This is a genomic window from Flavobacterium sp. DSR2-3-3 (assembly GCF_049896585.1).
Classification (GTDB): Bacteria; Bacteroidota; Bacteroidia; order Flavobacteriales; family Flavobacteriaceae; genus Flavobacterium.
Genome location: NZ_JAFCUP010000005.1, coordinates 201,832 through 227,436, shown reverse-complemented (window position 1 = coordinate 227,436; position 25,605 = coordinate 201,832). Strand labels below are relative to the sequence as shown.

The window sequence follows — 25,605 nt, the reverse complement described above, 5'->3', positions numbered from 1 at the left end:
ATAGTTTTAAATTACCTCGCCAGTTCGCTTTGCTCGAGTCAGAATTTACAATAATTTTTAATCATTCAACTTCAAAACAGCCATAAACGCTTCTTGTGGAATTTCAACATTTCCAACGAGTCTCATTCGTTTTTTACCTTTTTTCTGTTTTTCCAATAATTTACGTTTACGGGAAATATCACCACCATAACATTTGGCGGTAACGTCTTTACGTAACGCTTTTATCGTCTCACGAGAAATCACTTTTACCCCAATCGCCGCTTGAACAGGAATATCAAATTGCTGGCGTGGGATTAATTCTTTCAGTTTTTCACACATTTTTTTACCAATGTGATATGCATTGTCGGCATGCATCAACGATGATAAAGCATCAACAATCGTAGCGTTCAACAAAATGTCCACTTTAACCAAATTACTAGTTCGCATCCCAATTGGAGTATAATCAAACGAGGCATATCCTTTAGAAACGGTTTTCAAACGGTCGTAAAAGTCAAATACAATCTCTGCCAAAGGCATGTCAAAAGTCAACTCTACACGTTCCGTAGTCAAATACGTCTGATTGGTAATCAACCCACGCTTTTCGATACATAAACTCATTACATTTCCGACGTAATCGGATTTGGTAATGATAGTTGCCTTAATAAAAGGCTCTTCAACATGGTCTAAACGAGAAGGCTCCGGCAAGTCCGAAGGGTTGTTTACGATAAGCGGCGTTGTAGGATCTTTTTTGGTGTAAGCCAAATACGAAACGTTGGGAACGGTAGTAATTACAGTCATGTTAAACTCTCTCTCCAAACGCTCTTGGATAATTTCCATGTGCAACATTCCTAAGAATCCACAACGGAAACCAAATCCCAAAGCTGCAGAACTTTCCGGTAAAAACACCAACGAAGCATCATTCAACTGTAGTTTTTCCATAGAGTTTCTCAACTCTTCATAATCTTCGGTATCCACAGGATATATACCCGCAAAAACCATTGGTTTCACATCTTCAAAACCCTTTATTATATTTGTTGTTGGCGTTTTCGCATCCGTCAACGTATCTCCTACTTTTACTTCTTTTGCTTCTTTAATTCCAGAAATTAAATATCCGACATCGCCTGCTGAAATGACTTGTTTTGGAACTTGGTTTAATTTTAAAGTACCTATCTCATCCGCAAAATATTCATTGCCCGTAGCCATGAATTTAATCTTCTGACCTTTTTTAATCTGTCCGTTTTTTACACGAAAAATAACTTCGATTCCTCGAAATGGATTGTAATGCGAGTCAAAAATTAATGCTTGTAACGGCTCGTCAACACTTCCTGATGGTGGCGGAATTTTTTCGATGATAGCAGCCAAAATATTTTCTACACCAAAACCAGTTTTACCTGAAGCGTGAATAATATCCTCCAATTTACAGCCAAGTAAATCAATAATATCGTCACTTACTTCCTCCGGATTAGCACTTGGTAAATCCACTTTATTCAAAACCGGAATAATTTCCAAGTCGTTTTCCAAAGCCAAATATAAATTCGAAATGGTTTGTGCCTGAATACTTTGCGCTGCATCTACAATCAAAAGTGCGCCTTCACAAGCTGCAATCGAACGAGAAACTTCATACGAAAAATCTACGTGTCCCGGAGTGTCAATCAAATTCAGGATGTATTCTTGCCCTTTATAGGTGTATTCCATCTGAATCGCGTGACTTTTTATAGTAATCCCACGTTCACGCTCCAAGTCCATGTTATCGAGTAATTGCGCCTTTTCCTCACGAGCAGTAACGGTTTGTGTAGCACCTAATAATCGGTCAGCAAGTGTACTTTTTCCGTGATCAATATGTGCAATAATGCAAAAATTACGTATGTGTTTCATATCTTAATAATATTATTTTTTGAAAATATGAAATGCCTAACATATCATCTTCTTTTATATATCTGTCCAGGCCCTTCTAAGCCCTACTTTAAGTTTGCAAATATAAAGTAAACTTTTCATAATTTCTTTAAATATTTTACCGTCCAAAAGAAGGTTTTTACAAGAATACAAAAATGTTAAATAGCTGTTTTACAATTATTATTAGCTGTACTTTTGTTTAAATAAAAGAAAGAAAAAGGTACTGTGGATTACGATAAAATCAAAGAAAAATTAGAAATTCTGGCAGACGCAGCAAAATATGATGTGTCGTGTTCCTCAAGTGGCGGGAATCGAAAAAACACCAATAAAGGACTTGGCGATTCGTCGGCTTCTGGAATTTGTCATACTTACACCGAAGATGGACGATGTGTTTCATTGCTCAAAATTCTATTGACTAATTTTTGTATTTACGATTGTGCTTATTGTGTCACTCGAAAAAGTAATGACATTCAGCGCGCCGCTTTTACCGTAGAAGAAGTGGTTGATTTAACCATCAATTTTTACCGAAGAAATTATATTGAAGGTCTTTTTTTAAGTTCAGGAATTTTCAAAAATGCCGATTACACGATGGAGCGTTTGGTTCGAGTAGCCAAAAAATTAAGGCTGGAACACAATTTTAATGGCTATATCCACCTGAAAAGTATTCCTGGAGCTTCTGATGAAATAATGCGTGAAGCCGGATTATACGCAGATAGGTTGAGTATGAATTTAGAAATTCCTACTGAATCTGGATTGAAATTGTTGGCGCCAGATAAAAATCATCAGGACATGATTAAGCCGATGCGTTTTGTAAAAAATGAACTCATTCAATACAAAGAAGAAAAGAAAAAATTCAAAAGCACACCAAAATTTGCACCAGCTGGACAAAGCACACAAGTAATTGTTGGGGCAACGCAAGAAAACGATTTTCAAATCATTCAGGTTGCCGATCATTTTTACAATAATTTTAACCTAAAACGAGTCTATTATTCTGGTTATGTTCCAGTTTCCAATGACGCACGATTGCCAGCCATTGGTGCTCAAGTTCCTTTGGTCCGTGAAAACAGATTGTATCAAGCCGATTGGCTGATGCGTTTTTATGGCTTTAAAGCCAATGAAATTCTTGAAAAAAACAATCCATTTCTCGATTTAGAAGTCGATCCTAAAATGGGATGGGCTCTCCGGAACATCACGCAATTTCCAGTAATTATTCAAAATGCGCAGCTAGAAATGATTCTTCGTGTTCCTGGAATCGGAGTAAAATCGGCACACAAAATTGTTCATGCCAGACGATTCCAAAATCTAACCATGGAACATCTAAAAAAAATTGGTGTATCGATAAACCGAGCAAAATATTTCATATCCGTAAGCAACGAAAATACCCATTTAAAATTTTTGAATGCCCTGAATTTAAAGGAAATTATTCTCAGTGATATGAAATCAAAATTTGAGAAACCGTTTGATAATCAATTATCATTACTCAATGACACAACTTTCCTACGATAATACTTTTGAGGGTTTAGTAACTGCCGTTTTTGAAATCTATGAATTCAAATATTTAAACCCAAAAATCAGTAAAAAAGACGATTTACAGCACAACTTATTTGTTGAAAAAATAGAAATCAGTACCGATATTTCTAAATCCGATCGGGTTATTAAAAAGCTTAACGCGCAAATTGGGAGTGATGGTGTTCGCTGTATCATTTACGCCTTTCTGTCTGAAAAAATTGGTGTTGAAGATGTGATTTTTGATGTGATAAATTATGCGGTTCAAAATCCTACCATAAATATTATGAAGGATTTTGCAAATGAAAGTGTATTGCAAATTTCTCAACTAACCAAAAATGTGGGGCGTGAAAAGCACCGAATGGAAGCATTCATTAGATTCGAACAATTGAAAGACGGTATCTACTTTGCGAAAATTGATCCCGATTTTGATGTGTTGACCTTGATCATCAGACATTTTAAAAATCGTTACCAAGATCAGAAATGGATTATTTATGATTTACGACGTAAATATGGTGTATATTACGATTTAAAAGATGCCGAAGTTGTGATGATGGATTTAGATATTAAATCATTAGATGATAAAAACAATCAAGTTTTTTCGGACACAGAAATTAATTATCAAAAACTGTGGTGGGAGTATTTTGATCATACCAATATAAAAGAACGAAAAAACACCAAGCTTCACATACAGCATGTTCCAAAACGATATTGGAAATACCTAACCGAAAAGAAAATGTTTTAGACTTACAAACATTTCCGTATTTTTGCAAAAAAAATTCCCTTGATAAAAATTGGCAACATAGAATTACCAGATTTCCCGCTACTTCTTGCACCTATGGAAGATGTGAGCGATCCGCCGTTTCGTAGATTGTGTAAAATGCATGGTGCCGATATGATGTATTCGGAATTTATTTCTTCTGAAGGATTGATTCGTGACGCGATCAAAAGCCGAATGAAATTAGATATTTTTGATTACGAACGTCCAGTTGGAATCCAGATTTTTGGTGGTGATGAGGAAGCCATGGCGATGTCCTCAAAGATTGTGTCTACTGTAAATCCCGATATAATTGATATTAATTTTGGTTGCCCTGTCAAAAAAGTCGTTTGTAAAGGTGCCGGAGCCGGAGTTCTCAAAGATGTCGATTTGATGATTCGTCTGACTAAGGCTGTTATTAACAGTACTCATTTGCCAGTTACTGTAAAAACGCGTTTGGGTTGGGACGATAATTCTATTAATATTGATGAGGTTGCAGAGCGTCTGCAAGATATTGGTGTTGCCGCTTTGAGCATACACGCCAGAACTCGTGCCCAAATGTACAAAGGCCATTCCGACTGGTCGCACATTGCGCGAGTAAAAAATAATCCTAGAATAACGATGCCTATTTTTGGTAATGGCGACATTGACTCTCCTGAAAAAGCATTACAATATAAAAATGAATACGGTATTGACGGAATCATGATTGGTCGTGCTGCGATTGGTTATCCTTGGATTTTTGAAGAAATCAAACATTATTTCAAAACAGGAGAACATTTAGCTAAACCCACCGTTATTGATCGAGTCGAAGCAGTGCGAAATCACCTCAATTGGGCCATGGAATGGAAAGGGGAGCGACTAGGAATTGTTGAAACGCGTCCTCATTACACCAATTATTTCAAAGGAATTCATTCTTTTAAAACGCACAAGCAACAATTGGTAACCCTAGACCGACCGGAAGAGTTGTTTGCCGCTTTGAGTGAAATTGAAGAAACGTATGCGGGTTATGAGGTTGTTTAGCTGATGACTTTAAACACGAATCCCACTAAGTTGCACAAATTGATTCGTGTAAATTGGTGGAATTCGTGTTTTATTTTAAAGCGGAAATCTTATTCCAACAACTTTTTACTCACGCGGCTACTCGCAATCAGCGAAGCAATAAAGCCTAGCGTAACAATTGTTCCCATAACAATCAGTACATTTTCAAGCGAGAAGACAACGGGATACGCCAGCGTAGGAGTAATCATAATTAGTTGAAAATACTCTTGTAGTAAAACAATGATAATTCCTAAAGACAAGCCAATAATTCCACCAAAAACACTTAGTAATGTGCCTTGAAGCAGAAATATTTTTCGCAAATCTTTGATTTCGGTTCCTAGATTAAAAAGGGTTTTTAGGTTTCCTTTTTTGTCCAAAATCATCATAATTAACGCTCCAATCAAGTTGAATAGCGCCACAACAATCACCAACGTAAAGATCAAATACACGGCAATATTCTCGGTATTCAACATTTTATAAAGCGATTCGTTGAGTTGCGCCCTGTTTTTTACGGTGATTTTATTGTTGAAAATAGTTCTAAGTTGGTCTGTAATTACACTTTCGTCAGCATCGATTTTCGTCTTGATTTCAATCCCCGAAACCTGATTGGTTTTGTATTCCAATAATTCTTGCGCTAAACCTAAATCGGCAAAAACATATTTCGAATCTAAATCTTCGCTGATGGCATAAATCCCAACAGGAATTAAATCCGTTTTATTAAAAGCTTGTTCCGGATTTTCAATAGCGCCTTTTCCAGGTCTTGGAACTAAAACTTCCAATTGACGATTAAAATCCAATAATCCCATCGAGAATTTCTCGGCAATTCCGTAACCAACTACCACCTGATACGTATCTGGTTTAAGCCATTGTCCGTTAAAAAGTTTCTTTTCAATAGCATTTACTTTGCTAAAATTAGAATCAACACCTTTTAAGTACGTAACTTCTTGTTTTCCGTCAAAAGTGAATAAAACACGTTCTTCAATTATTTTAGTATACGAAGACAATCCATCAATTTTATTGATTTGGCTTTCCTGATTTGGAGATATCAAAAAGGATTTTCCTAAAGTACTGCTTATTTTCAGATCGGGATCAATGTCATTTGTAAACGAAAGACTAAAAACTTTCAACCCACTAAAAACAGATAAAACCACAAACAAAGCCATGGCACCAACAATGATTCCCATGCTGGCAATCCGATTGATGATATTGATAGCATTATTTTTACTATTGCTAAGAATGTAGCGTTTGGCTATGTAAAGGGGGAAATTCAAATTTTATTGAAATCTGCGTTTGTCCAAAAGATCTCTATTTTCTATAGGATTATCTCTATTCGCTAAGGCATTATCAATCTTTTCAATGTAATCCAAAGAGTCATCAATAAAGAAAACCAAATTGGGAACTTTTCTCAATTGTAAACGTACGCGTTGCGATAAATCATGCTTAATGTTTTTAGCATTGGACTTAACCGCCTCTAAAATTTCTTTGGCTTTGTCTTGAGGGAAAACACTTAAATGAACCGTAGCCACTGATAAATCTGTAGTAACCGTAACCTTGGATACCGAAATGACTAAATTTGCCACTCCGTTTTTTCTCACTTCACCTTGCAGAATATCAACCAAATCTTTTTGGATAACCCCACCTATTTTTTTCTGTCTATTTGTTTCCATGCTGCAAAAATACTACTTTTAAGTTTTATCCCGAAGTTTAGGGACAAATTTTAAAAGTAACTTGTTAATACTTGTATTTTTAGGAGCTATTTCCTGCTGTTCACTGTATCTTTTCTTAAGGTGATGAAAAAATGCACCTTATGAAAAGGATGCCGTTTCCATCAGGGCTAGGGGATTTGGGAAATTAGAACGATAATTCGAAATCAGAAATCTAAAATCGTAATGTATAAAAAACGTCAATTTGGAACATAAAATAAATCCAGTTTCGGCTCCCTCTCCTGAGGGTAGGGCTGGTGAAAGTAGACCTTCATTCTCTATATACGACGCATCGGCCGGTTCCGGAAAAACGTATGCGCTTGTTAAAGAATACCTGAAAATTATCCTTGTCGCGCCCAAAAATGATGCCTACCGCAATATTCTCGCCATTACGTTTACCAACAAAGCGGTACACGAAATGAAAAGCCGAATCGTAGGTAGTTTATCCGAATTTGCCAAAGATGAACCCAGCGGTAAAGCGCAGGACTTAATGCAGGATTTGGTGAACGGAAAACGGAAAGAAAATAATCCTGAAGAATGGAGTGAGGAACCAATAGGACTTTCTATTATCCAAATCAAAACCAAATCACAGCAAATTATCAAGCACATTATTCATAATTATGCCGCTTTTGATATTTCGACCATTGATAAATTTACGCATAAAGTCATTCGGGCTTTTGCGCACGATCTAAATTTACCAATGACTTTTGAAGTCACTTTGGATACTGAAAATTTATTAATTGAAGCCGTTGATGCCATCATCGCGCAAGCCGGAGAAGATGAAACATTAACAAAATTGTTAATAGATTTCACGATGGAAAAAACCGATGATGATAAGTCGTGGGACATTTCCCGTGAAATTCTCGAAACCGGTCGCTTGGTTTTAAACGAAAATAATCGAAACGAAATCACCCATTTTCAAGATAAATCCATCGCTGAGTTTGTCGAAATTAAAGTCAAATTAACTCAAGCCTGCAAAGATTTAGAAAAGCAAACCATTGTTTTTGCAGAAGAAGCCTTGACTTTAATTGATAAAAACGGGATTGATGTAAAATCTTTTTCCAGAGGCACTTTTCCAAATCATATCAATAGTATTCAGCAAGGGAAATTCAATCCTAAGAATAAAACTTTTCACGAGTTTGATGATATAGTAATAAATAAAACAGCCAAAGATCGAGCGATTATTGAGAAGTTGATTCCTGAATTTTTGCAGATTCTTACTAAAGTTTATTCAGCTTTTGAAAAGATAAATTTTTATAAAGCATTTCTCAAAAACATTACGCCTTTGTCATTACTAAATACCGTCAGTAATGAATTGGCTAAAATTCAGGAGGAACAAAATGTGCTTTCCATTTCAGAATTTAATGCGATTATCCATCGCGAAATTCAAAATCAACCGGCTCCTTTTATATACGAACGATTGGGCGAGCGTTACCGTCATTTTTTTATTGATGAATTTCAGGACACTTCCGAAATGCAATGGCAAAATTTAATTCCGTTAATCGATAATGCGCTTTCAGGCCAAGATGATTATGGCGTAAAAGGAACTTTGATGATCGTGGGCGATCCAAAACAATCCATTTACAGATGGCGCGGTGGAAAAGCGGAACAGTTTATTGAATTGAGTAAAGACCAAAATCCGTTCAATAATCCAGATAAAAGACTCGAACATTTAGACAAAAATTACCGCTCTTATTCCAAGATAATCGAATTCAATAATGATTTTTTTAAACTGTTGTCCAATGAATTTGAACATTTGGATTATAAAGATTTATACGAAAATCACAGCCATCAAAAAACCAACGATAAAACCGGTGGTTACGTAAATATTTCGTTCATTCCAAAAATAGAAACTTCGGAAGAAGATGAAGAAGCTCTAGATAAAACTGATTTGTATGTTTTAGCAACATTAAATACGATTCAAAAAGTACTACAACAAGGCTTTCAATACAAAGATATTGTGATTCTGACACGGAAACGAAGCCAAGGAATTGCGATTGCGAATTATCTGACCGAGCAAGGAATTCCACTTTTGTCATCGGAAACCTTGATGATTCAAAATGCCACCGAAGTTCGGTTGATTATTCATTTATTAAAGTACCTTAAAAACAGTTCTGATTTGGAATCTAAAGCAAATTTTCTTCAATATTTAGCTCAAAACAGTCAGGATAAATTACCAATTCATGATTTTATTGCTCAAGGAATGGCATTATTTCAGGAAACTGATTTCGAAAAGTGGTTGATGAGTTTTGATGTGGAATTGTCTTTTGAAAACATTCGAAAAAAATCATTGTATGAAGCAGTTGAAACTATAATAGCAAAGTTCCTCTCCCCAGTCCTCTCCAAAGTAAAGGGTGACGTAGTAGTTGATCAGATGGATAAAGCCCGTCTTGTTGAATCAAATAAATTTGGATACATGACGGGCGGAAATTATTCTCACCTTTCAATCGATAAGGCTAAAGCAATGAGGAAAGAACAAACACATGCTGAAAAAATTCTTTGGATGGATCTTAAATCTAAATCATTAGAAAATTATAAATTCAGGCAGCAACATCTCATTGATGATTTTATTGTTGATTTTGTCTGTTTGTCAAAAAAACTCGTTGTTGAAGTAGATGGCGAATACCATTTTACTAAAGAGCAAATTCAATTTGATAAAAATAGAACAAACACTTTAAAAAAATTAGGGTATAAAGTCATTCGATTTACAAATGAGCAAGTTGTAAAGAGTATTTCAGATGTTTTGGAAGAAATAAAAAAGGAGCTAGTGAGTCAAGAAACCTATCTAGAAACTATTGCTCCCGTTTCGTCTCCCTTCCCTTCGGGGAGGGTTGGGGAGGGGAATGCTTACGTTCAATATTTTCTAGACATTGTTTTAGAACGAGATATTCGAAACCAAGCAGGAATCGCTGATTTCTTGAATTTCTGGGATAAAAACGCGGAGAAATTTAGTATTCCTTCGCCGGAAGGGACTAATGCCGTTCGGATTATGACGATTCATAAATCGAAAGGATTGGAATTTCCAGTCGTGATTTTTCCTTTTGCCGAGGAGGATTACAACAGAAAGCCAAAAGATAAATTATGGCTGAATGCGGAAGAACAGGATTTCGGATTGCCAAAGGTTTTAATTGACAACAGCAGTGCGGTAGAAGGATTTGGCGAGGAAGCTGCGGAGGTTTACAATCAAAAGAAACAGGAAGAATTATTGGATAATGTCAATGTTTTGTATGTGGCTTTGACAAGAGCTGAAGAGCAGTTGTATGTAATTTCGAATATGAATTTATCCAATAAAGGTGAAATCCCAAAGAATAATATGTGCAGCTTTTTCATTAATTATTTGGAAAGCAAAAGTGAATTTGTTAAAGATAAATTGGAATATGAATTTGGAAATGCGACGAAGTTGTCTGTAGCAAAACAACACGTCGATTCTTCAAAAACGATTCCTCTCGTGTCTGAAATTCTAAATCCAAAGAATATAAAAATTGCGCAGCGAGAGGCATTAATGTGGGGAACTCATCAACAGGAAGCCATTGAATATGGAAATGTAATTCACGAAATTTTATCTTTTGTGAAAACGAAAAACGATATTGAATTGGCAATTACAAAGTCTATTGAAAACGGATTGATAACTTTTGGTCAAAAAGAAATAGTTTTGAAAACAATTCGGGAAATTGTTAATCACAGTGAATTAGAAATTTGTTTTGCCGAAGGGAATGAAGTTTTGAATGAACAAACTATTATTCAAAAACAAGGTAAAACCATCAAGCCGGATCGTATGGTTTTAACAAAAAACAAAGAAGTGTTGCTGCTGGATTATAAAACGGGAATACACAATGTGAAATACCAACAGCAATTGGAAAATTATCAAACAGCAATTGAGCTAATGGGTTTTAAAGTGACAAAAAAAGCACTAATTTACATCGGAAAAGAAATCGATGTAGTAAATTTGTAACCGAAATAATGAATTATTCCCAAAATTGAACTTTAACAAACAGCAAAAATGTACGGAAAAATAAAAGAACATCTTCAAGCAGAATTACAAACCATTGAAGATAACGGAATTTTCAAAAAAGAAAGAATTATAACTTCACCTCAAGGAGCAGAAATCACTATTTCTACAGGAGAAACTGTTTTAAATTTTTGTTCCAATAATTATCTTGGATTATCATCGCACCCAGAAGTGATTCAGGCTGCTAAAGACGCTTTGGATACTCATGGCTTCGGAATGTCATCGGTTCGTTTTATCTGCGGAACTCAGGATATTCACAAAACATTGGAGAAAAAGATTTCTGAATTTTACGGAACCGAAAATACTATTCTTTATGCTGCAGCTTTTGATGCTAATGGTGGAGTTTTCGAACCTTTATTAGGAGAAAATGATGCTATAATTTCAGATAGTTTAAATCACGCTTCCATTATAGACGGTGTTCGTTTGTGTAAAGCTGCTAGATATCGTTATGAAAATAGCAATATGGAAGATTTGGAACAACAATTAATCAAAGCTACTGAAGTTGGAACTCGTTTTAAATTAATTGTTACCGATGGCGTTTTCTCTATGGATGGTGTTGTAGCTCCGTTGGATAAAATTTGTGATTTGGCCGATAAATATGACGCGATGGTTATGGTAGACGAATGCCATGCTGCCGGATTTATTGGAGCAACTGGAAAAGGAACGCTCGAGGCAAAAGGTGTAATGGGAAGAGTCGACATCATTACAGGAACATTAGGAAAAGCGCTTGGAGGAGCCATGGGAGGTTACACGACTGCAAAAAAAGAAATTATCGAAATATTGCGTCAGCGATCCAGACCGTATTTGTTTTCTAATTCTTTGGCGCCTGCTATTGTTGGAGCATCTATAAAAGTTTTTGAAATATTAGAGAGAGATACTGTTTTACGGGATCAATTGGAATGGAATACTAATTATTTCAAAAAGGGAATGAAAAAAGCAGGTTTTGATATTGTTGAAGGTGATTCAGCAATTGTTCCGGTAATGCTTTATGATGCAAAATTGTCCCAGACGATGTCAAATGAGCTGTTAAAAAGAGGTATTTTTGTTGTAGGTTTCTTTTTTCCTGTTGTCCCTAAGGATAAAGCAAGAATTAGAGTACAACTGTCTGCAGCCCACACAATAGCGCATTTGGATAAAGCAATTAACGCATTTATTGAGGTTGGAAGAATGTTAAATGTTGTATAATTCCCACTTTTAGAAATGATTGTAGGTTTTTTTTAACAATTCATTTTGTAGTTTAAAATTTACGTACTACTTTTGTATGTAATTAACTAAATTGTAATTAAAAAAATTAAGTATGAAACATCTTAACAAAATTTTAGTTGCTGTGATGATGGTGATGGGTTTAAGCTCTCACGCACAAGACAGTAACAATCCTTGGGCTATCTCTTTTGGAGTTAATGCCGTTGACACTAGAACTAGTGCTGGTGGAGGACATAATTGGCTAGATCGCCATTTTTCTCAACCATTTGCTGTTAAAGACAATTGGAATATTCTTCCTTCAGTATCGTACCTTAGTGTATCTAGATTCGTTGGTGAAAATTTTTCTTTCGGTTTATCTGGATCTGTGAATAAAATTGATAGCTACGTAAAATTTGCACCTGGAACTATTGGAAGCGATTCTCGTGGATATAAAGTATCTGATCCTGGAGATTTGATGTACTATGGTGTTGATGCAACTATCAAATATAGTTTTATGAACTTAATTAGTTCTAAAGTAATTGATCCCTCTTTATCTATTGGTGGAGGATATACTTTCTTTGGTGATAGTAGCTACGGAACTTTAAACCCAGGCGCTGGTTTGACATTTTGGTTTACTGATAATGTAGGTTTAGAACTTGCAACAAGGTATAAAAAATCTTTTGGAGATAGAGAAGATGCAGCTGGTGTTCCAGATGCTCCATCACACTTCCAACATTCAGCAGGTCTTATCTTCAAATTTGGTGGTAAAGATACTGATGGTGACGGAATTTATGACAAAGATGATGCTTGTCCTGAAGTTGCTGGTTTAAAAGAATTCAACGGTTGTCCTGATACTGATGGAGACGGAATTCAAGATAGTGCTGACGAATGTCCAAATGATTTTGGTTTAGCTGCATTAAACGGATGTCCTGATACTGATGGAGATGGAATTGCTGATAAAAATGATGCATGTCCTACTGTTTCTGGTTTAGCTGCATTAAACGGCTGTCCTGATGCTGACGGTGATGGAATTGCTGACAAAGATGACAAATGTCCTACTGTTGCGGGTCCTAAAGAAAATGCTGGATGTCCATGGCCAGACACTGACGGAGATGGTGTTCTAGATAAAGATGATAAATGTATCGATGTTAGAGGTACTGTTGCTAATCAAGGTTGTCCAGAAGTTTCAGAAGAAGTGATAATGAAATTAAATGAGTATAGTAGAACAATTTTATTTGATTCTGGAAAATCTACTTTCAAAAATCAAAGTTATACAATTTTACAATCAATCACTGCAATCTTAAAAGAATATCCTTATTCAAGATTCTTAATTGAAGGGCATACTGATAGTGATGGAAGTAATGAGCTGAATCAAACTTTATCTATGAATAGAGCTCACGCGGTTGAAAATTATTTGATTGAAAATGGAATTAATGCTGATAGATTACAGCATACAGGTTTTGGTGAGACTAAACCAATTGCAACTAATAAAACTGCAAAAGGAAAAGCAATGAACAGAAGAACTGAAATTTCTGTAATAAAAGAATAAATTTTTATAAAATATTTATGGAAAACGCCTCGATTTATCGGGGCGTTTTTTTTATTTTTATAAAATGACAAATACTTCCTTTCTTGACAAAATAGCTTCGATTTTAATTGAAAATCATTCAGACAATCTTTCCAGTATAATTGTAGTTTTACCAAACAAAAGAGCTAAAATATTCCTGATTGAAGCGTTAAAAAATCAAGTCAAAATAAATATATTTTCTCCAGAAATTATAAGTATCGAAGATTTTGTTCAAAATATAGCTGGAATCCGAGCAGTAGATCCAATAGAGTTATTATTTGAATTTTACGAAGTCTACTTATCTATCACTGATAAAGCAAATCAACAATCCTTTGAGTTATTTGCCAATTGGGCCAAAACATTATTACAGGACTTCAATGAAATTGACCGTTATTTATTAGAACCGTCGCATGTTCTTTCGTATCTGAAAGATATTGAAGATATAAAAAAATGGGGAATTGAAGTTGAAAACAAAACGGTATTATTAGAGAAATATATTGATTTTTGGAAATTACTACCCAATTACTATCAATCTCTGTACACTCATTTACTGAATAAAGGAATTGGGTATCAAGGCTTGATTTATCGCGAGGCAGTAAATAACTTAAATCATTTTTCAAATACCGTACAAGACAAACAGTTTCTATTTGCTGGTTTTAATGCGTTGAATGCAGCCGAAGAAAAAATAATCCAACATCTTATCGCTTCTGATCAGGCCAAAATATATTGGGATGTAGACCAAACCTTTCTCAATGATCCGTACCACGATGCAGGATTGTTTGTGCGACGTTTTAAGGAGAGTTGGAAACATTATAAATTGCATCCGTTTGAGTGGATTGTAAATGATTTTTCGCAGATTAAAAACATTCAGGTTATTGGTACACCAAAATCAATTGGCCAAGCCAAAATCGCGGGAAGTATTATCGAAAACGTCATCAATGGAAATCCGGAAGGGAAATTAGATAAAGTGGCGATAGTACTTGGTGAAGAAAATCTTTTAATACCGCTTTTATATTCGTTACCGTCAAGTGTTGGCGCTTTGAATATTACAATGGGGTATTCAAGCAAAAACAATCCAGCCCAAATTTTAATTGCCAAATTATTCAAAATGCACACGAATGCGTTATCAAGAAATGCAAAAAGTTATGTGTTGTATTACAAAGATGTTTTGGATATATTGACGCATCCATTGGTGGAGCCTTATGCAAATACAAATATACTGGTTAAGATCATTAATCAAAACAATTACACATTTATCACCCATCATAAATTGATGGAATTGAATGTAGTTCCAAGCGAATTGTTTCTGTTGTTGTTCCAAAAATGGGAAAATGTTTCGATTCCGGTATTACAGACGATTTCTAAATTATTGCAAACGATAAAAGAAAATTTAAGTAACGATAACGAGGAAGAAAAAATTACGAAAGCTTTTGTTTTCGCTATCTTCAAAGTCATCAATAAACTAATTAATTATTATTCGAAGCACCTGCATATTGATAAAATAGAAACGCTTTATGCAATATATAAACAAGTGATCGATTTAGCCGAAGTTTCTTTTGAAGGCGAACCGTTAAATGGTTTGCAGATCATGGGAGTGTTAGAAAGTCGTGTTTTGGATTTTGACACTGTTATCGTCACCTCGATGAATGAAGGCAAATTTCCGGCGGGGAAATCGCAAAATTCGTTTATTCCGTATGATGTGAAACGCGAATTAGGATTGCCCACATTCAAAGAAAAAGATGCGATTTACACGTATCACTTTTATCATTTACTACAAAGAGCAAAGAACATTTATTTACTGTATAACACCGAAAGTGAAGGTTTGGATGCTGGTGAAAAAAGCCGATTCATTACGCAACTGGAAGTCGAAAAGCAAAAAAATCATACTTTATCACACGAAATTTACAATGCAGTTTTACCCGAAACAGCCTATCAACCGATGGTCATTCCAAAATCGGAACGTGTAATGCTGCGATTGAAAGAAATTGCTGAAAAAGGTTTTTCTCCATCTGCATTGACGAGTTATATTCGGAATCCGATTCAGTTTTATTTCCAGAAGATTTTGCGCATCAGCGAAGTCGAAGAAGTCGAGGAAAATATTGCCCTGAATACGCTAGGAACCATTATCCACGAAACGTTGAAGGTTTTATACGAGCCATTCGTTGGTAAATTCATTTCGGAAAGTGATATTTTAAATTGTTTCAAACAAATAGACGCTGAGGTTTTGAAACAATTCAAATTGGTTTACAAAGAAGGCGAAATCAAAAAAGGTCGAAATTTGTTGGCGTTTGAAGTAGCAAAACGAAATATTTCTAATTTCTTAAAAGTAGAATTAGAAAGCATTAAAAACGGTGATGCAATAAAAATAATTGCTTTGGAAAAAACTTTTGGAAGAACTTTAAATCATCCTAATTTGCCTTTTCCGGTATTGATAAAGGGAAATGTAGATCGAATAGAAGAGCGCAACGGAATTATTCGAATTATCGATTATAAAACCGGAAAAGTAGAAAAAGCAAGCGTCACGTTGAAATTCTGGAAAGGATTAACCGAAGATATTAAAAGCGATAAAATCATTCAGGTGCTCGCGTATGCTTTCATGTATGAGCACGAAGCAAAAGGAAAGCCAATTGAAGCCGGAATTATCTCTTTTAAGAATTTAAAAGCTGGTTTTCTGCCGTTCAATTTTAAAGAAGACAAAGAGATAAATTCAATTATAAATGAAGAAATTTTGAGTAATTATTTAGAACAAATGGTTCTTTTATTAAGCGAAATTTTAGATGTGAACATTCCTTTCGAAGAGAAAATAATTTAAATAGAATTCACAATCAGAAAATTAGCCAACATCATTGAGTTTTACAAAAGTACTTTGACGATAAACGTGTCAATAAGTGCATTGGCATGGATTTTTGGAGGATTTGAAACCTTTAAATACGCGCTTATTATTTATGGTTTCTGTATCAGTATTTTGATAAAAGAAGTGAATGCTAAAAATGAATACCTGTTTTATTACAACAACGGCATATCTAAATTACATCTATTCATTTATGGTTTTCTAATGAATTTTGTTTTTTCAATGGTGTTAATTTTAGTCATTAATGTAATACTCAAATTCGTATGATAAAGAGTGTTTTAGAAGTGGACAGCGTTCAAAAACAATATGATGGAAAAATCATAGTTTCTGATGTGTATTTAAAATGCGAAACGACCGATATTATTGGTGTTTTAGGACGAAATGGTTCCGGAAAATCGACCTTGTTAAAAATCATTTTCGGAATTGTAGCCGCTGATTTTAAATTTATTCGGGTGGATGGCGTTGTGAAATCAAAAACCAGCGATTTGTTAAATCAAATCAGTTATTTGCCTCAGGATAATTTTATTCCAAGTTCATTTTCGATAAAAAAGACGATTCAATTGTCTATTTCCAAAGATAAATTACAAGATTTTTATGTCGACGAAATGATCCAATCAATGTTAAATAAAAAAATAAAGCATTTGTCAGGTGGAGAATTACGGTATTTAGAGATTAAATTAATCCTGAATAACGCGTCAAAATTTGTTTTATTAGATGAGCCTTACAATGGTTTGTCGCCCATAATGATTGAAAAGATAAATGAATTAATCACTGCAATGTCTAGTGTAAAAGGAATTATTATCACGGATCATAATTATGAAGATGTGATTAAAGTCTCCACAAAACTAGCGTTGATGAAAGAAGGGAAAATACACCATTTAAAAGACAAAAGTGAATTGGTTGAAAAAGGGTATTTGAAATCAGGAATGATTTAAATGCTTTTGAAAAAAGCCAACAATACGGTCAATAATTGATCTTGGTTCTCAATGTGGCTCATGTGTCCGTCGGGAAAAGTCACCAATTTGACAATCGTACTTTCGATTTGCTTTTTGGTTTCTTCGTAATTTAAAACAGGATCTTTTTCGCCGAGAATCAATAGTTTTGGATAGGGTGTAAGATGCAACAACACTTCCCGATCTTGTCTTATTTTCATTCCTTCAAGAGACGCAACGATTCCTTGTAACGGTGTTTTTAAAGCTTCTTTTTTTACGCTTTCTATTTCTGATGAAAGTCGTTCTCTGTTAGATTCACTAAATAAATTTGCGATGGAAAGCGAAACAAAATTTATAAAAGATTTTTTTACCGCTTTAATAGCCCGATCCCGATTTGTTTTTCGTTCGGTGCTGTCGGCTCGTGCGGTCGAGTTTAATAAAACCAATCCTTTTATCATGTCGGGATACAATTCGGCGAAAGCCAAAGCGACATAACCGCCCATAGAATGTCCGACAAAAACGGCCTTTCGGATACGCAAATCCGATAAAACAGCATGAACTGCATCGGCATTATCTTCCATCGTTTGTACGTAACTCAAACATTCCGTTGCGCCATGTCCCAATAAATCAATCGTGATGACGCGGTTTTTTTTAGCAAACTCCGGAATATAAAAATCCCACATGCCTTTGTTTTCCAAGAAACCATGAAGTAAGACAATAGCGGTTCCTTTCCCGGTATCGGAATAGGAGATGTTGGTGTTTTTAAAGAGAATTTGTTTCACTTTTAGTTTTTAGAGACTGCAAAATTAGGACTTTAATTTTTTTAAACCATGTAAGGCATATAAGTTTTAGAATTGTTGTAGTCAATTATATTAAAAAGTACAAAAGTAAAATTGAAAAAACCTTTGAAAAGAATAATTAAAGAAAAAGGGTTTTTCAACCTTCTAAGTTATTTGAGTCTTACTAATAAGTTTTCGCTAAGATTTAATGCTGAATTATATTAAAACTCTAAATTTCTTTGCCACAGATTTCACAGATCAGCACAGATTATTTTATCAGTAACTTTAAAATCGGTGATAAAAACTCTTTTAATAATTGCGACAATACATCTTTCGGGCTTAAATGACTTATATGGTTAAAAAAAAGGCTCCCATTTCTGAAAGCCGTTGTTGTATTTCCTGCAAGGTTTTTTGAACCTTGTAGGTATTAATTAAAGTCGCAGTTTATCAACGTAATGGTGAAATTTAAAATCTTCTATCTCCATCAAGTAAACTTCCTAATCCGCCTAATAAACTGCCTTCGTCGCGGCTGTTTCCGCCAGCTCTTGGTGCGGATGCTATGATTCTGTCCGCAAGTCGGCTGAAAGGCAAGGATTGTACATAAACGGTTCCCGGACCGCGTAATGTGGCGTAAAACAAACCTTCGCCACCAAAAATAGAGTTCTTGATGCCGCCAATAAACTCAATATCGTAATCAACATCTTTGGTGAAACCTACGATGCAACCGGTGTCGACTTTTAGGATTTCGCCTGCGGCTAATTCTTTTTTGGCCAATGTTCCGCCGGTATGTACAAATGCCAGACCATCGCCTTCTATTTTTTGCATGATGAAACCTTCGCCACCAAACAATCCACGACCGAGTTTTTTAGAAAATTCAATTCCAACAGAAACGCCTTTGGCAGCGCAGAGAAAGGCATCTTTCTGGCAAATGAATTTACCTCCGAATTGAGTTAAGTCAATTGGGATAATTTTTCCGGGATACGGTGAGGCAAAGGAAACTTTGCTTTTGGTGCTGTTTTGATTGATGAACGCCGTCATGAAAAGACTTTCGCCGGTCAATACTCTTTTTCCGGCGCTTAAAAGTTTGCCGAACAATCCGCTTTCTTGTCCGGAACCGTCTCCAAAAATAGTTTCCATTTGGATATTATTATCCATCATCATAAAACTTCCCGCTTCGGCAATTACGATTTCCTGTGGATCCAATTCTATTTCTACATATTGCATTTCCTCGCCGTAAATGTGGTAGTCTATTTCGTGTGCTTGCATGATTTCTGTGTTTTAAGTTTATATTTAAAATTTTTTACCATTAAGGAATTAAGTTTCATTAAGAATTAGAGCTTAATTTTTCTTAACTTCTTAATGGTTCAAATTACATATTGAATATGTTTTAAAAAATAGTTGCTGTTTTAAATAAGTCGGAAGGGTGATTATAAAGTTACAGCTTTAAGATGGATTTTGGAATTGCTGTTTTGGAATTACAAATTTCATCGTTGTAGCGCGCAAGGGATAGCAGCGGAAAGCCCACAGTCTCGTCTTTTTTGACAAGACGAGGACTTATAGCGAATAGCCCGACGCAGCCGGAGTTTACGGAGGCTGGGTTGCGCCCAAAAAAAAATCGGTTCACATTGCTGTAAACCGATTTCCTCATACGTTTTTAAAGAATTAACTGTTCATTAATTCTTCGATTTCGTCTACCTCAATTGGGATGTTGCGCATCATGTTGAATGGTTCGCCACTTTCCTGAACGATAATATTGTCCTCCAGACGGATTCCGAAACCCTCGGCAGGAATGTAAATTCCGGGCTCAACGGTAAAAACCATATTGGCTTGCATGGGCTCGGTTAGGATTCCGTAATCGTGCGTGTCCAATCCCATGTGGTGCGATGTTCCGTGCATGAAATATTTTTTGTAAGCGGGCCATTCCGGCTTTTCGTTTTGCACGTCGGCTTTGTCAATAAGACCCAAACCTAGCAATTCGCTAGTCATTAATTTCCCAACTTCGATATGATATTGTTTCCAAAGTGTGCCTGTTGTCAGCATTTTAGTCGCTTCGTTTTTTACACGTAAAACAGCGTTATATACTTCTTTTTGTCTATGGGTGTACTTCCCTGAAACCGGGATGGTGCGCGACATATCACTGGAATAATTGGCATATTCAGCAGCAACATCCAGTAAAATTAAATCGCCGGCTTTACATTGTTGGTTGTTTTCGATGTAGTGCAACACGTTGGCATTATTTCCGGAAGCGATAATTGGCGTATAGGCAAAACCTCTGGAACGGTTGCGAATGAATTCGTGAATTAGCTCGGCTTCGATTTCGTATTCGGTCACGTTTGGTTTCACGAAAGGCAATAATCTTCTAAAACCGAGTTCCGTAATAGTACAGGCTTTTTGGATTAAATCCAATTCTTCGGTCTCTTTTACGGAGCGAAGACGTTGCAATATAGGATTACTTTTTGCATTAGCATGTGCCGGATATTTCTCTTTCCACCATTTTACAAAACGGGCTTCGCGAGTTTCAGTTTCTACTGTAGCGCGGTAATGCTCGTTGGTGTTAATGTAAATCGTGTCAGCGTGCGTCATCATCTCAAATAAGACTTTTTCAAATTCCTGCAACCAATACACAGTTCTGATGCCTGTTACTTCAAAAGCACGCTCTTTAGTCAGTTTTTCACCTTCCCAAATGGCAATGTGCTCACTGGTTTCTTTCAAGAACACTATTTCTCTTTGGTGCTCGTAAGGCGCATCCGGGAAAAGCAATAAAATGCTTTCTTCCTGATCGACTCCGCTCAGATAAAAGATGTCGCGGTGTTGTGCAAATGGCAACGTACTATCTGCCGAAACAGGATATATATCATTAGAATTGAAAACAGCGACGCTGTTTGGCTTCATCTGAGCCATGAATTTTGCTCTGTTTTTTATAAATAAATCTCGGTCAATTTGATGGTATTTCATTTGTTGATTTTTATTGTTTTTTATGGGATAAGCGTAATTCTTGGAGCGCTAGTATTGGTTCTGATACCATTTCTGGCTTTACTTATTTCATTACACAGCGTTTAATATCTTGAATAATCAAAAATACTAACTTTGAGAGAAACGGATGTTAATTACACTATAAAATTTTCAGATAACTATTTTTATGATTAATTTTCCAACTCAAATCAATTTACATGAAAAAAATAGTACTCTTTTCGGCTCTTATTGTACAAAGTGTCTCTTGGGGACAAGTTTCTGCCGAAGCGATTCAGCAAGCATTGGAAGCCAAAAAAATAATGGAAAAACAATCTCTTTTTCAAAATGTTGCTTTCGAAAATGTGGGTCCAACGGTGATGAGCGGCAGAGTGGTGGATGTGGATGTAAATCCGGAAAGTCCAACCGAGTTTTATGTGGGCTATGCTTCAGGCGGACTTTGGTACACTAATAATAATGGAATGAGTTTTTCGCCAGTTATGGATGCCGCACCTACGCAAAATGTGGGTGATATTGCGATAGACTGGAAACGAGGAACGATTTGGGTAGGAACTGGCGAAGTTAATTCGTCTCGATCCTCTTATGCGGGAATTGGAATTTTGAAATCGGAAGACAAAGGAAAGACTTGGCTAAATATGGGATTGCACGACAGCCACCATATCAGTCGAATCCTGATCAATCCATCAAAGCCAGATGAAGTTGTTGTGGGTGCAGTGGGTCATTTGTATTCAAAAAATGAAGAAAGAGGGATTTATAAAACCACAAATGGCGGAAAAACATGGAGTAAAACTCTTTATATCGATGATGAAACGGGAATTATTGATGTGGCTGTTTCGCCAAAAAATTTCAAGGTTCAATATGCGGCTTCTTGGAGTAAAGACAGAAAGGCATGGGATTTTATAGGAAGCGGCGCTACTTCGGGAATTTACAAAAGTGAAGATGCGGGATTGACATGGAAGCTTTTCACGAATGCTGAAAGCGGATTTCCTGTCGGTGAAGGCGTTGGTCGTATTGGTTTAGCGGTGTATGATGATGAAAACGTGTATGCCATTTTGGATAATCAATTCAAAAGACCGTTACAATCCAAAAAAAGTAATTCGTTACCGGTTGCATTTTCGATGCCGGGAGACGAATTTTTGAAATTGCCAAATAAAAGTTTGAATTCTATTTTAAAGAATTACGGTTTAACCGAAAAATACAGAGCAGAAAACATCAAACATTGGGTTCAAAACGGGTATTTGCAACCTAGCGAAGCAGCAAAAGTGGTTCTGGCCGCGATAAATAGTTTAGCAGAAACAGAAGTTATTGGAGCCGAAATATACAAATCAAGTAACGGAGGAAAAAGCTGGACGAAGACCCATCAGGATTTTATCGATGATTTCTTTTATTCGTACGGGTATTATTTCAGTGTTATTTCTGTTGATCCCAATGATGTCAATAAAATTTATTTATCGGGTGTGCCCATTATAAAATCAAATGATGGCGGAAAAACATTTACATCCATTAGCGAAAATAATGTTCACTCAGATCATCACGTAGTTTGGGTGAACCCGAATAAATCAGGGCATTTAATCAATGGAAATGATGGTGGTTTGAATATTTCGTATGATGATGGAGCGCACTGGATAAAAAGTAATTCGCACTCAGTAAGTCAGTTTTATTCAGTAAATGTAGATGAGCAAGAACCGTATAATATTTATGGCGGGATGCAGGATAACGGGGTTTGGGTTGGACCAAGCACTTACAAATATTCCTCAGAATGGTACCAAACCGGAAAATATCCTTACGAAAATTTGATGGGAGGAGACGGAATGCAAACTCAAATCGACAAAAGAAATCCAAATATTGTTTTTACAGGGTTTCAATTTGGAAATTATTACAGAATTGATCGTGCAAGCAACAAGCGAGAGTATATTTCGCCAAAGCCAAAAAAAGACGAAAAACCATTTCGATTCAATTGGCAAACGCCTATTTTATTATCTTCACACAATCAGGATATTTTATACATGGGATCTAATTTCTTGCATCGTTCGATGAATCAAGGGGAAACTTGGACCGCTATTTCTTCTGATTTGACGCAAGGAGCAAAAGAAGGAAATGTCGCTTTTGGAACAATCGCTGTGATCAGTGAAAGCCCATTGCAGTTCGGTTTATTATACACGGGAAGTGACGATGGATTGATTCATGTTTCGAAAGACGGCGGGGCGACATGGAACAAGATTTCGGGAAATTTGCCCCAAAACCGCTGGGTTTCGAGAGTCGTGGCTTCGGCACATAAGAAAGAAAGAGTGTATGCGACTTTAAACGGATATCGGAATGATGATTTTACAAGTTATGTTTACATGTCAGATGATTTTGGTCAAACGTGGAAAAATATAGCCAATAATTTGCCTGCAAGTCCAGTGAATGTAATCGTGGAGGACAATGTCAACGAGAATGTTTTATATGTGGGAACGGATAACGGCTTGTATGTTTCATTAAACAAAGGAACATCTTGGGATGATTTTTCTAACGGAATTCCAAACGTGGCGGTTCACGATCTAGTAATTCAAAAGAAAGCAAAAGATTTAGTGGTAGGAACTCACGGTCGTTCGGTGTATAAAGTCAATTTGGATCAAGTGCAACAATTGAATGATAAAGTTGTAGCGGAAAATCTTTATATTTTTGAACTTAAAAAGATAAAAAAAGCAAAAGAATGGGGAAATAGCTGGAGTTCTTGGGCTAAAGCTGCGGAGCCAAAAGCGGAGATTTGGTTTTATTCGAATGGAGATGCAGAGGTGCTGCTGCAAATTGAAAACAGTTTGAAAGAAGTCGTTTATTCTCAGAAAGTGAAAGCTTTAAAAGGATTAAACAAATACGTTTATGATCTTTCTATAACGAAGGCAACCGCTGAAAATTGGAAAAATAAGGACAAAAAACTAAAATTGGAAGCAGCCAAAAATGGCAACTATTACTTTCCAGTTTCAGTGAATAAAATAAGTATTCAAAAAGGAAAAGAAAAGGTGGTTACTGATCTTGAAATTATTGAATCGAAATAAACAGTCATTTTATTTTAAAAACAAAAAACACGATTTCATTTGAAATCGTGTTTTTTTATGGTTGTTACTTTGTTTAAAACTGAGCAGCTTCAGTAGAGTCTTTCATTGCAGTTGTAGAAGATTTTCCAATTGTCACAGTATTTTGTACCGCGTCAAAATAAGATGTCCCTACAAAACCTTGGTGTTTTACAGCTTTGAAACCGTGTTTTTGCAAAGCAAATTCTCTCTCCTGCAATTCAGAATAGCCGGCCATTCCTCTTTCTTTATATGCTTTAGACAATTCGAACATGCTGGTATTTAATGCATGGAATCCAGCTAAAGTGATGAATTGGAATTTGTATCCCATTGCCGCAAGATCTTCTCTGAATGTTTCCATTTCAGCAACTGATAATTTTGCAGCCCAATTGAAAGAAGGCGAACAGTTATACGCTAACATTTTTCCTGGAAATTTTGCGTGAATTCCTTCAGCAAATTTTCTTGCGTAATCAAGATCCGGGTTGCTGGTTTCCATCCAAATTAAATCAGCGTAAGGTGCATAACTCAATCCTCTGTCAATTCCTTGCTCCACACCACAATTTACATAGAAAAAACCTTCTCCAGTTTTTTCACCCGTGATGAATTTTGCATCTCGTGGGTCAATATCGCTAGTCAATAAGTTAGCTGCATCCGCATCTGTGCGGGCAACCACAATTGTTGGTGTTCCCATTACGTCAGCAGCTAGACGAGCAGCAATCAATTTATTGATGGCTTCTTGAGTAGGAACCAATACTTTTCCGCCTAAATGTCCGCATTTTTTTGCAGAGCTCAATTGATCTTCAAAGTGAACCCCGGCTGCTCCCGCTTCAATCATCGCTTTCATTAATTCGAAAGCATTCAGGTTTCCTCCGAAACCAGCCTCTGCATCTGCTACAATAGGAACCAGATATTCTTTTTTGTCAGCAGTTCCGTTTACTACTTGTATTTGGTCTGCTCTCAAAAGTGCATTATTGATACGTTTTACTACCAATGGAACACTGTTAGCAGGATATAAAGATTGGTCAGGATACATTTCACCAGCTACATTTGCATCAGCAGCAACCTGCCATCCGCTCAAATAAATAGCATCCAATCCTGCTTCTACTTCTTGAATGGCTTGGTTTCCGGTAAGCGCGCCAAGTCCGGCTACAAAATCCTGAGCGTTTAGTTTGTTCCATAAATTATTAGCTCCAATTCTGGCAACGCTATGTTCTATTTGATAAGAACCTTGCAATTTCACCACTTCTTCAGCGGTGTACGGTCGCTCAATACCATTCCATCTTGGGTTCGTAATCCAGTCGGTAACTAATTCTTGAATTCTTGTTTCTGTAGTTTTCATAGTATTTATAAAGGTTTAATGGTCTTTAATAATTTTTTACTGATATT

The 25,605-nt window shown here is 36.0% G+C and carries 16 protein-coding genes; 9 read left to right on the top strand and 7 right to left on the bottom strand.

What is annotated here, in order from left to right; translation table 11 throughout:
- Positions 1 to 57: 57 nt before the first annotated feature.
- A complete protein-coding gene (gene lepA / locus ACP7AQ_RS08915; protein ID WP_417959202.1) occupies positions 58 to 1,854 on the bottom strand; it encodes a translation elongation factor 4 in 1,797 nt (598 codons plus the stop codon).
- A 243-nt stretch (positions 1,855 to 2,097) separates the two neighbouring features.
- Between lepA and ACP7AQ_RS08910 the strand changes: the two genes are divergently transcribed.
- From ACP7AQ_RS08910 to dusB, 3 genes are read left to right on the top strand one after another with little or no spacing between them, the layout of a single operon-like run.
- On the top strand, positions 2,098 to 3,378 hold the full coding sequence (locus ACP7AQ_RS08910; protein ID WP_426095210.1) for a putative DNA modification/repair radical SAM protein: 1,281 nt from the start codon (positions 2,098 to 2,100) through the stop codon (positions 3,376 to 3,378).
- Positions 3,356 to 4,123 (top strand): TIGR03915 family putative DNA repair protein, encoded by a 768-nt coding sequence (locus ACP7AQ_RS08905; protein ID WP_426095209.1) that lies wholly within the window; start codon positions 3,356 to 3,358, stop codon positions 4,121 to 4,123. Before ACP7AQ_RS08910 ends, ACP7AQ_RS08905 begins: the two co-directional genes overlap by 23 nt.
- 39 nt (positions 4,124 to 4,162) lie before the next feature.
- Positions 4,163 to 5,155, top strand: a complete 993-nt coding sequence (gene dusB, locus ACP7AQ_RS08900; RefSeq protein ID WP_426095208.1) for a tRNA dihydrouridine synthase DusB — start codon at positions 4,163 to 4,165, stop codon at positions 5,153 to 5,155.
- An 89-nt stretch (positions 5,156 to 5,244) separates the two neighbouring features.
- On the opposite strand, the gene ACP7AQ_RS08895 is transcribed toward dusB, so the two are convergent.
- Both ACP7AQ_RS08895 and rbfA read right to left on the bottom strand, forming a co-directional pair.
- Positions 5,245 to 6,444 (bottom strand): ABC transporter permease, encoded by a 1,200-nt coding sequence (locus ACP7AQ_RS08895; protein ID WP_426095207.1) that lies wholly within the window; start codon positions 6,442 to 6,444, stop codon positions 5,245 to 5,247.
- A gap of 3 nt (positions 6,445 to 6,447) precedes the next feature.
- On the bottom strand, positions 6,448 to 6,840 hold the full coding sequence (gene rbfA, locus ACP7AQ_RS08890; RefSeq protein WP_035669309.1) for a 30S ribosome-binding factor RbfA: 393 nt from the start codon (positions 6,838 to 6,840) through the stop codon (positions 6,448 to 6,450).
- A 253-nt stretch (positions 6,841 to 7,093) separates the two neighbouring features.
- Between rbfA and ACP7AQ_RS08885 the strand changes: the two genes are divergently transcribed.
- From ACP7AQ_RS08885 to ACP7AQ_RS08865, 5 genes are all read left to right on the top strand, one after another.
- The gene (locus ACP7AQ_RS08885) at positions 7,094 to 10,828 is read left to right on the top strand and encodes a UvrD-helicase domain-containing protein (RefSeq protein WP_426095272.1); all 3,735 of its coding nucleotides are present in this window, start codon (positions 7,094 to 7,096) and stop codon (positions 10,826 to 10,828) included.
- A 48-nt stretch (positions 10,829 to 10,876) separates the two neighbouring features.
- Positions 10,877 to 12,070 (top strand): glycine C-acetyltransferase, encoded by a 1,194-nt coding sequence (gene kbl, locus ACP7AQ_RS08880; protein ID WP_426095206.1) that lies wholly within the window; start codon positions 10,877 to 10,879, stop codon positions 12,068 to 12,070.
- A gap of 112 nt (positions 12,071 to 12,182) precedes the next feature.
- Entirely contained in the window at positions 12,183 to 13,616 is a 1,434-nt protein-coding gene (locus ACP7AQ_RS08875) for an OmpA family protein (protein WP_426095205.1), read from the top strand.
- A 64-nt stretch (positions 13,617 to 13,680) separates the two neighbouring features.
- Positions 13,681 to 16,446 (top strand): PD-(D/E)XK nuclease family protein, encoded by a 2,766-nt coding sequence (locus ACP7AQ_RS08870; protein ID WP_426095204.1) that lies wholly within the window; start codon positions 13,681 to 13,683, stop codon positions 16,444 to 16,446.
- Positions 16,447 to 16,748: 302 nt separating this feature from the next.
- Positions 16,749 to 17,420, top strand: a complete 672-nt coding sequence (locus ACP7AQ_RS08865) for an ATP-binding cassette domain-containing protein (protein WP_426095203.1) — start codon at positions 16,749 to 16,751, stop codon at positions 17,418 to 17,420.
- Here the strand turns inward: ACP7AQ_RS08865 and ACP7AQ_RS08860 are convergent.
- The 3 genes from ACP7AQ_RS08860 to ACP7AQ_RS08850 form a co-directional block, all read right to left on the bottom strand.
- Complete coding sequence (locus tag ACP7AQ_RS08860) at positions 17,417 to 18,199, bottom strand: alpha/beta fold hydrolase (RefSeq protein ID WP_426095202.1); 783 nt, start codon at positions 18,197 to 18,199, stop codon at positions 17,417 to 17,419. The two genes, ACP7AQ_RS08865 and ACP7AQ_RS08860, sit on opposite strands and share 4 nt — an antisense overlap.
- 462 nt (positions 18,200 to 18,661) lie before the next feature.
- Complete coding sequence (locus tag ACP7AQ_RS08855) at positions 18,662 to 19,462, bottom strand: TIGR00266 family protein (RefSeq protein WP_426095201.1); 801 nt, start codon at positions 19,460 to 19,462, stop codon at positions 18,662 to 18,664.
- 396 nt (positions 19,463 to 19,858) lie between these two features.
- The gene (locus tag ACP7AQ_RS08850) at positions 19,859 to 21,151 is read right to left on the bottom strand and encodes an aminopeptidase P family protein (protein ID WP_426095200.1); all 1,293 of its coding nucleotides are present in this window, start codon (positions 21,149 to 21,151) and stop codon (positions 19,859 to 19,861) included.
- A 215-nt stretch (positions 21,152 to 21,366) separates the two neighbouring features.
- Here ACP7AQ_RS08850 and ACP7AQ_RS08845 point away from each other — a divergent pair, with 215 nt between their 5' ends.
- Entirely contained in the window at positions 21,367 to 24,204 is a 2,838-nt protein-coding gene (locus tag ACP7AQ_RS08845; protein ID WP_426095199.1) for a glycosyl hydrolase, read from the top strand.
- A 73-nt stretch (positions 24,205 to 24,277) separates the two neighbouring features.
- Here the strand turns inward: ACP7AQ_RS08845 and aceA are convergent, their stop codons facing one another.
- On the bottom strand, positions 24,278 to 25,558 hold the full coding sequence (gene aceA, locus ACP7AQ_RS08840) for an isocitrate lyase (protein ID WP_426062790.1): 1,281 nt from the start codon (positions 25,556 to 25,558) through the stop codon (positions 24,278 to 24,280).
- Positions 25,559 to 25,605 lie beyond the last annotated feature (47 nt).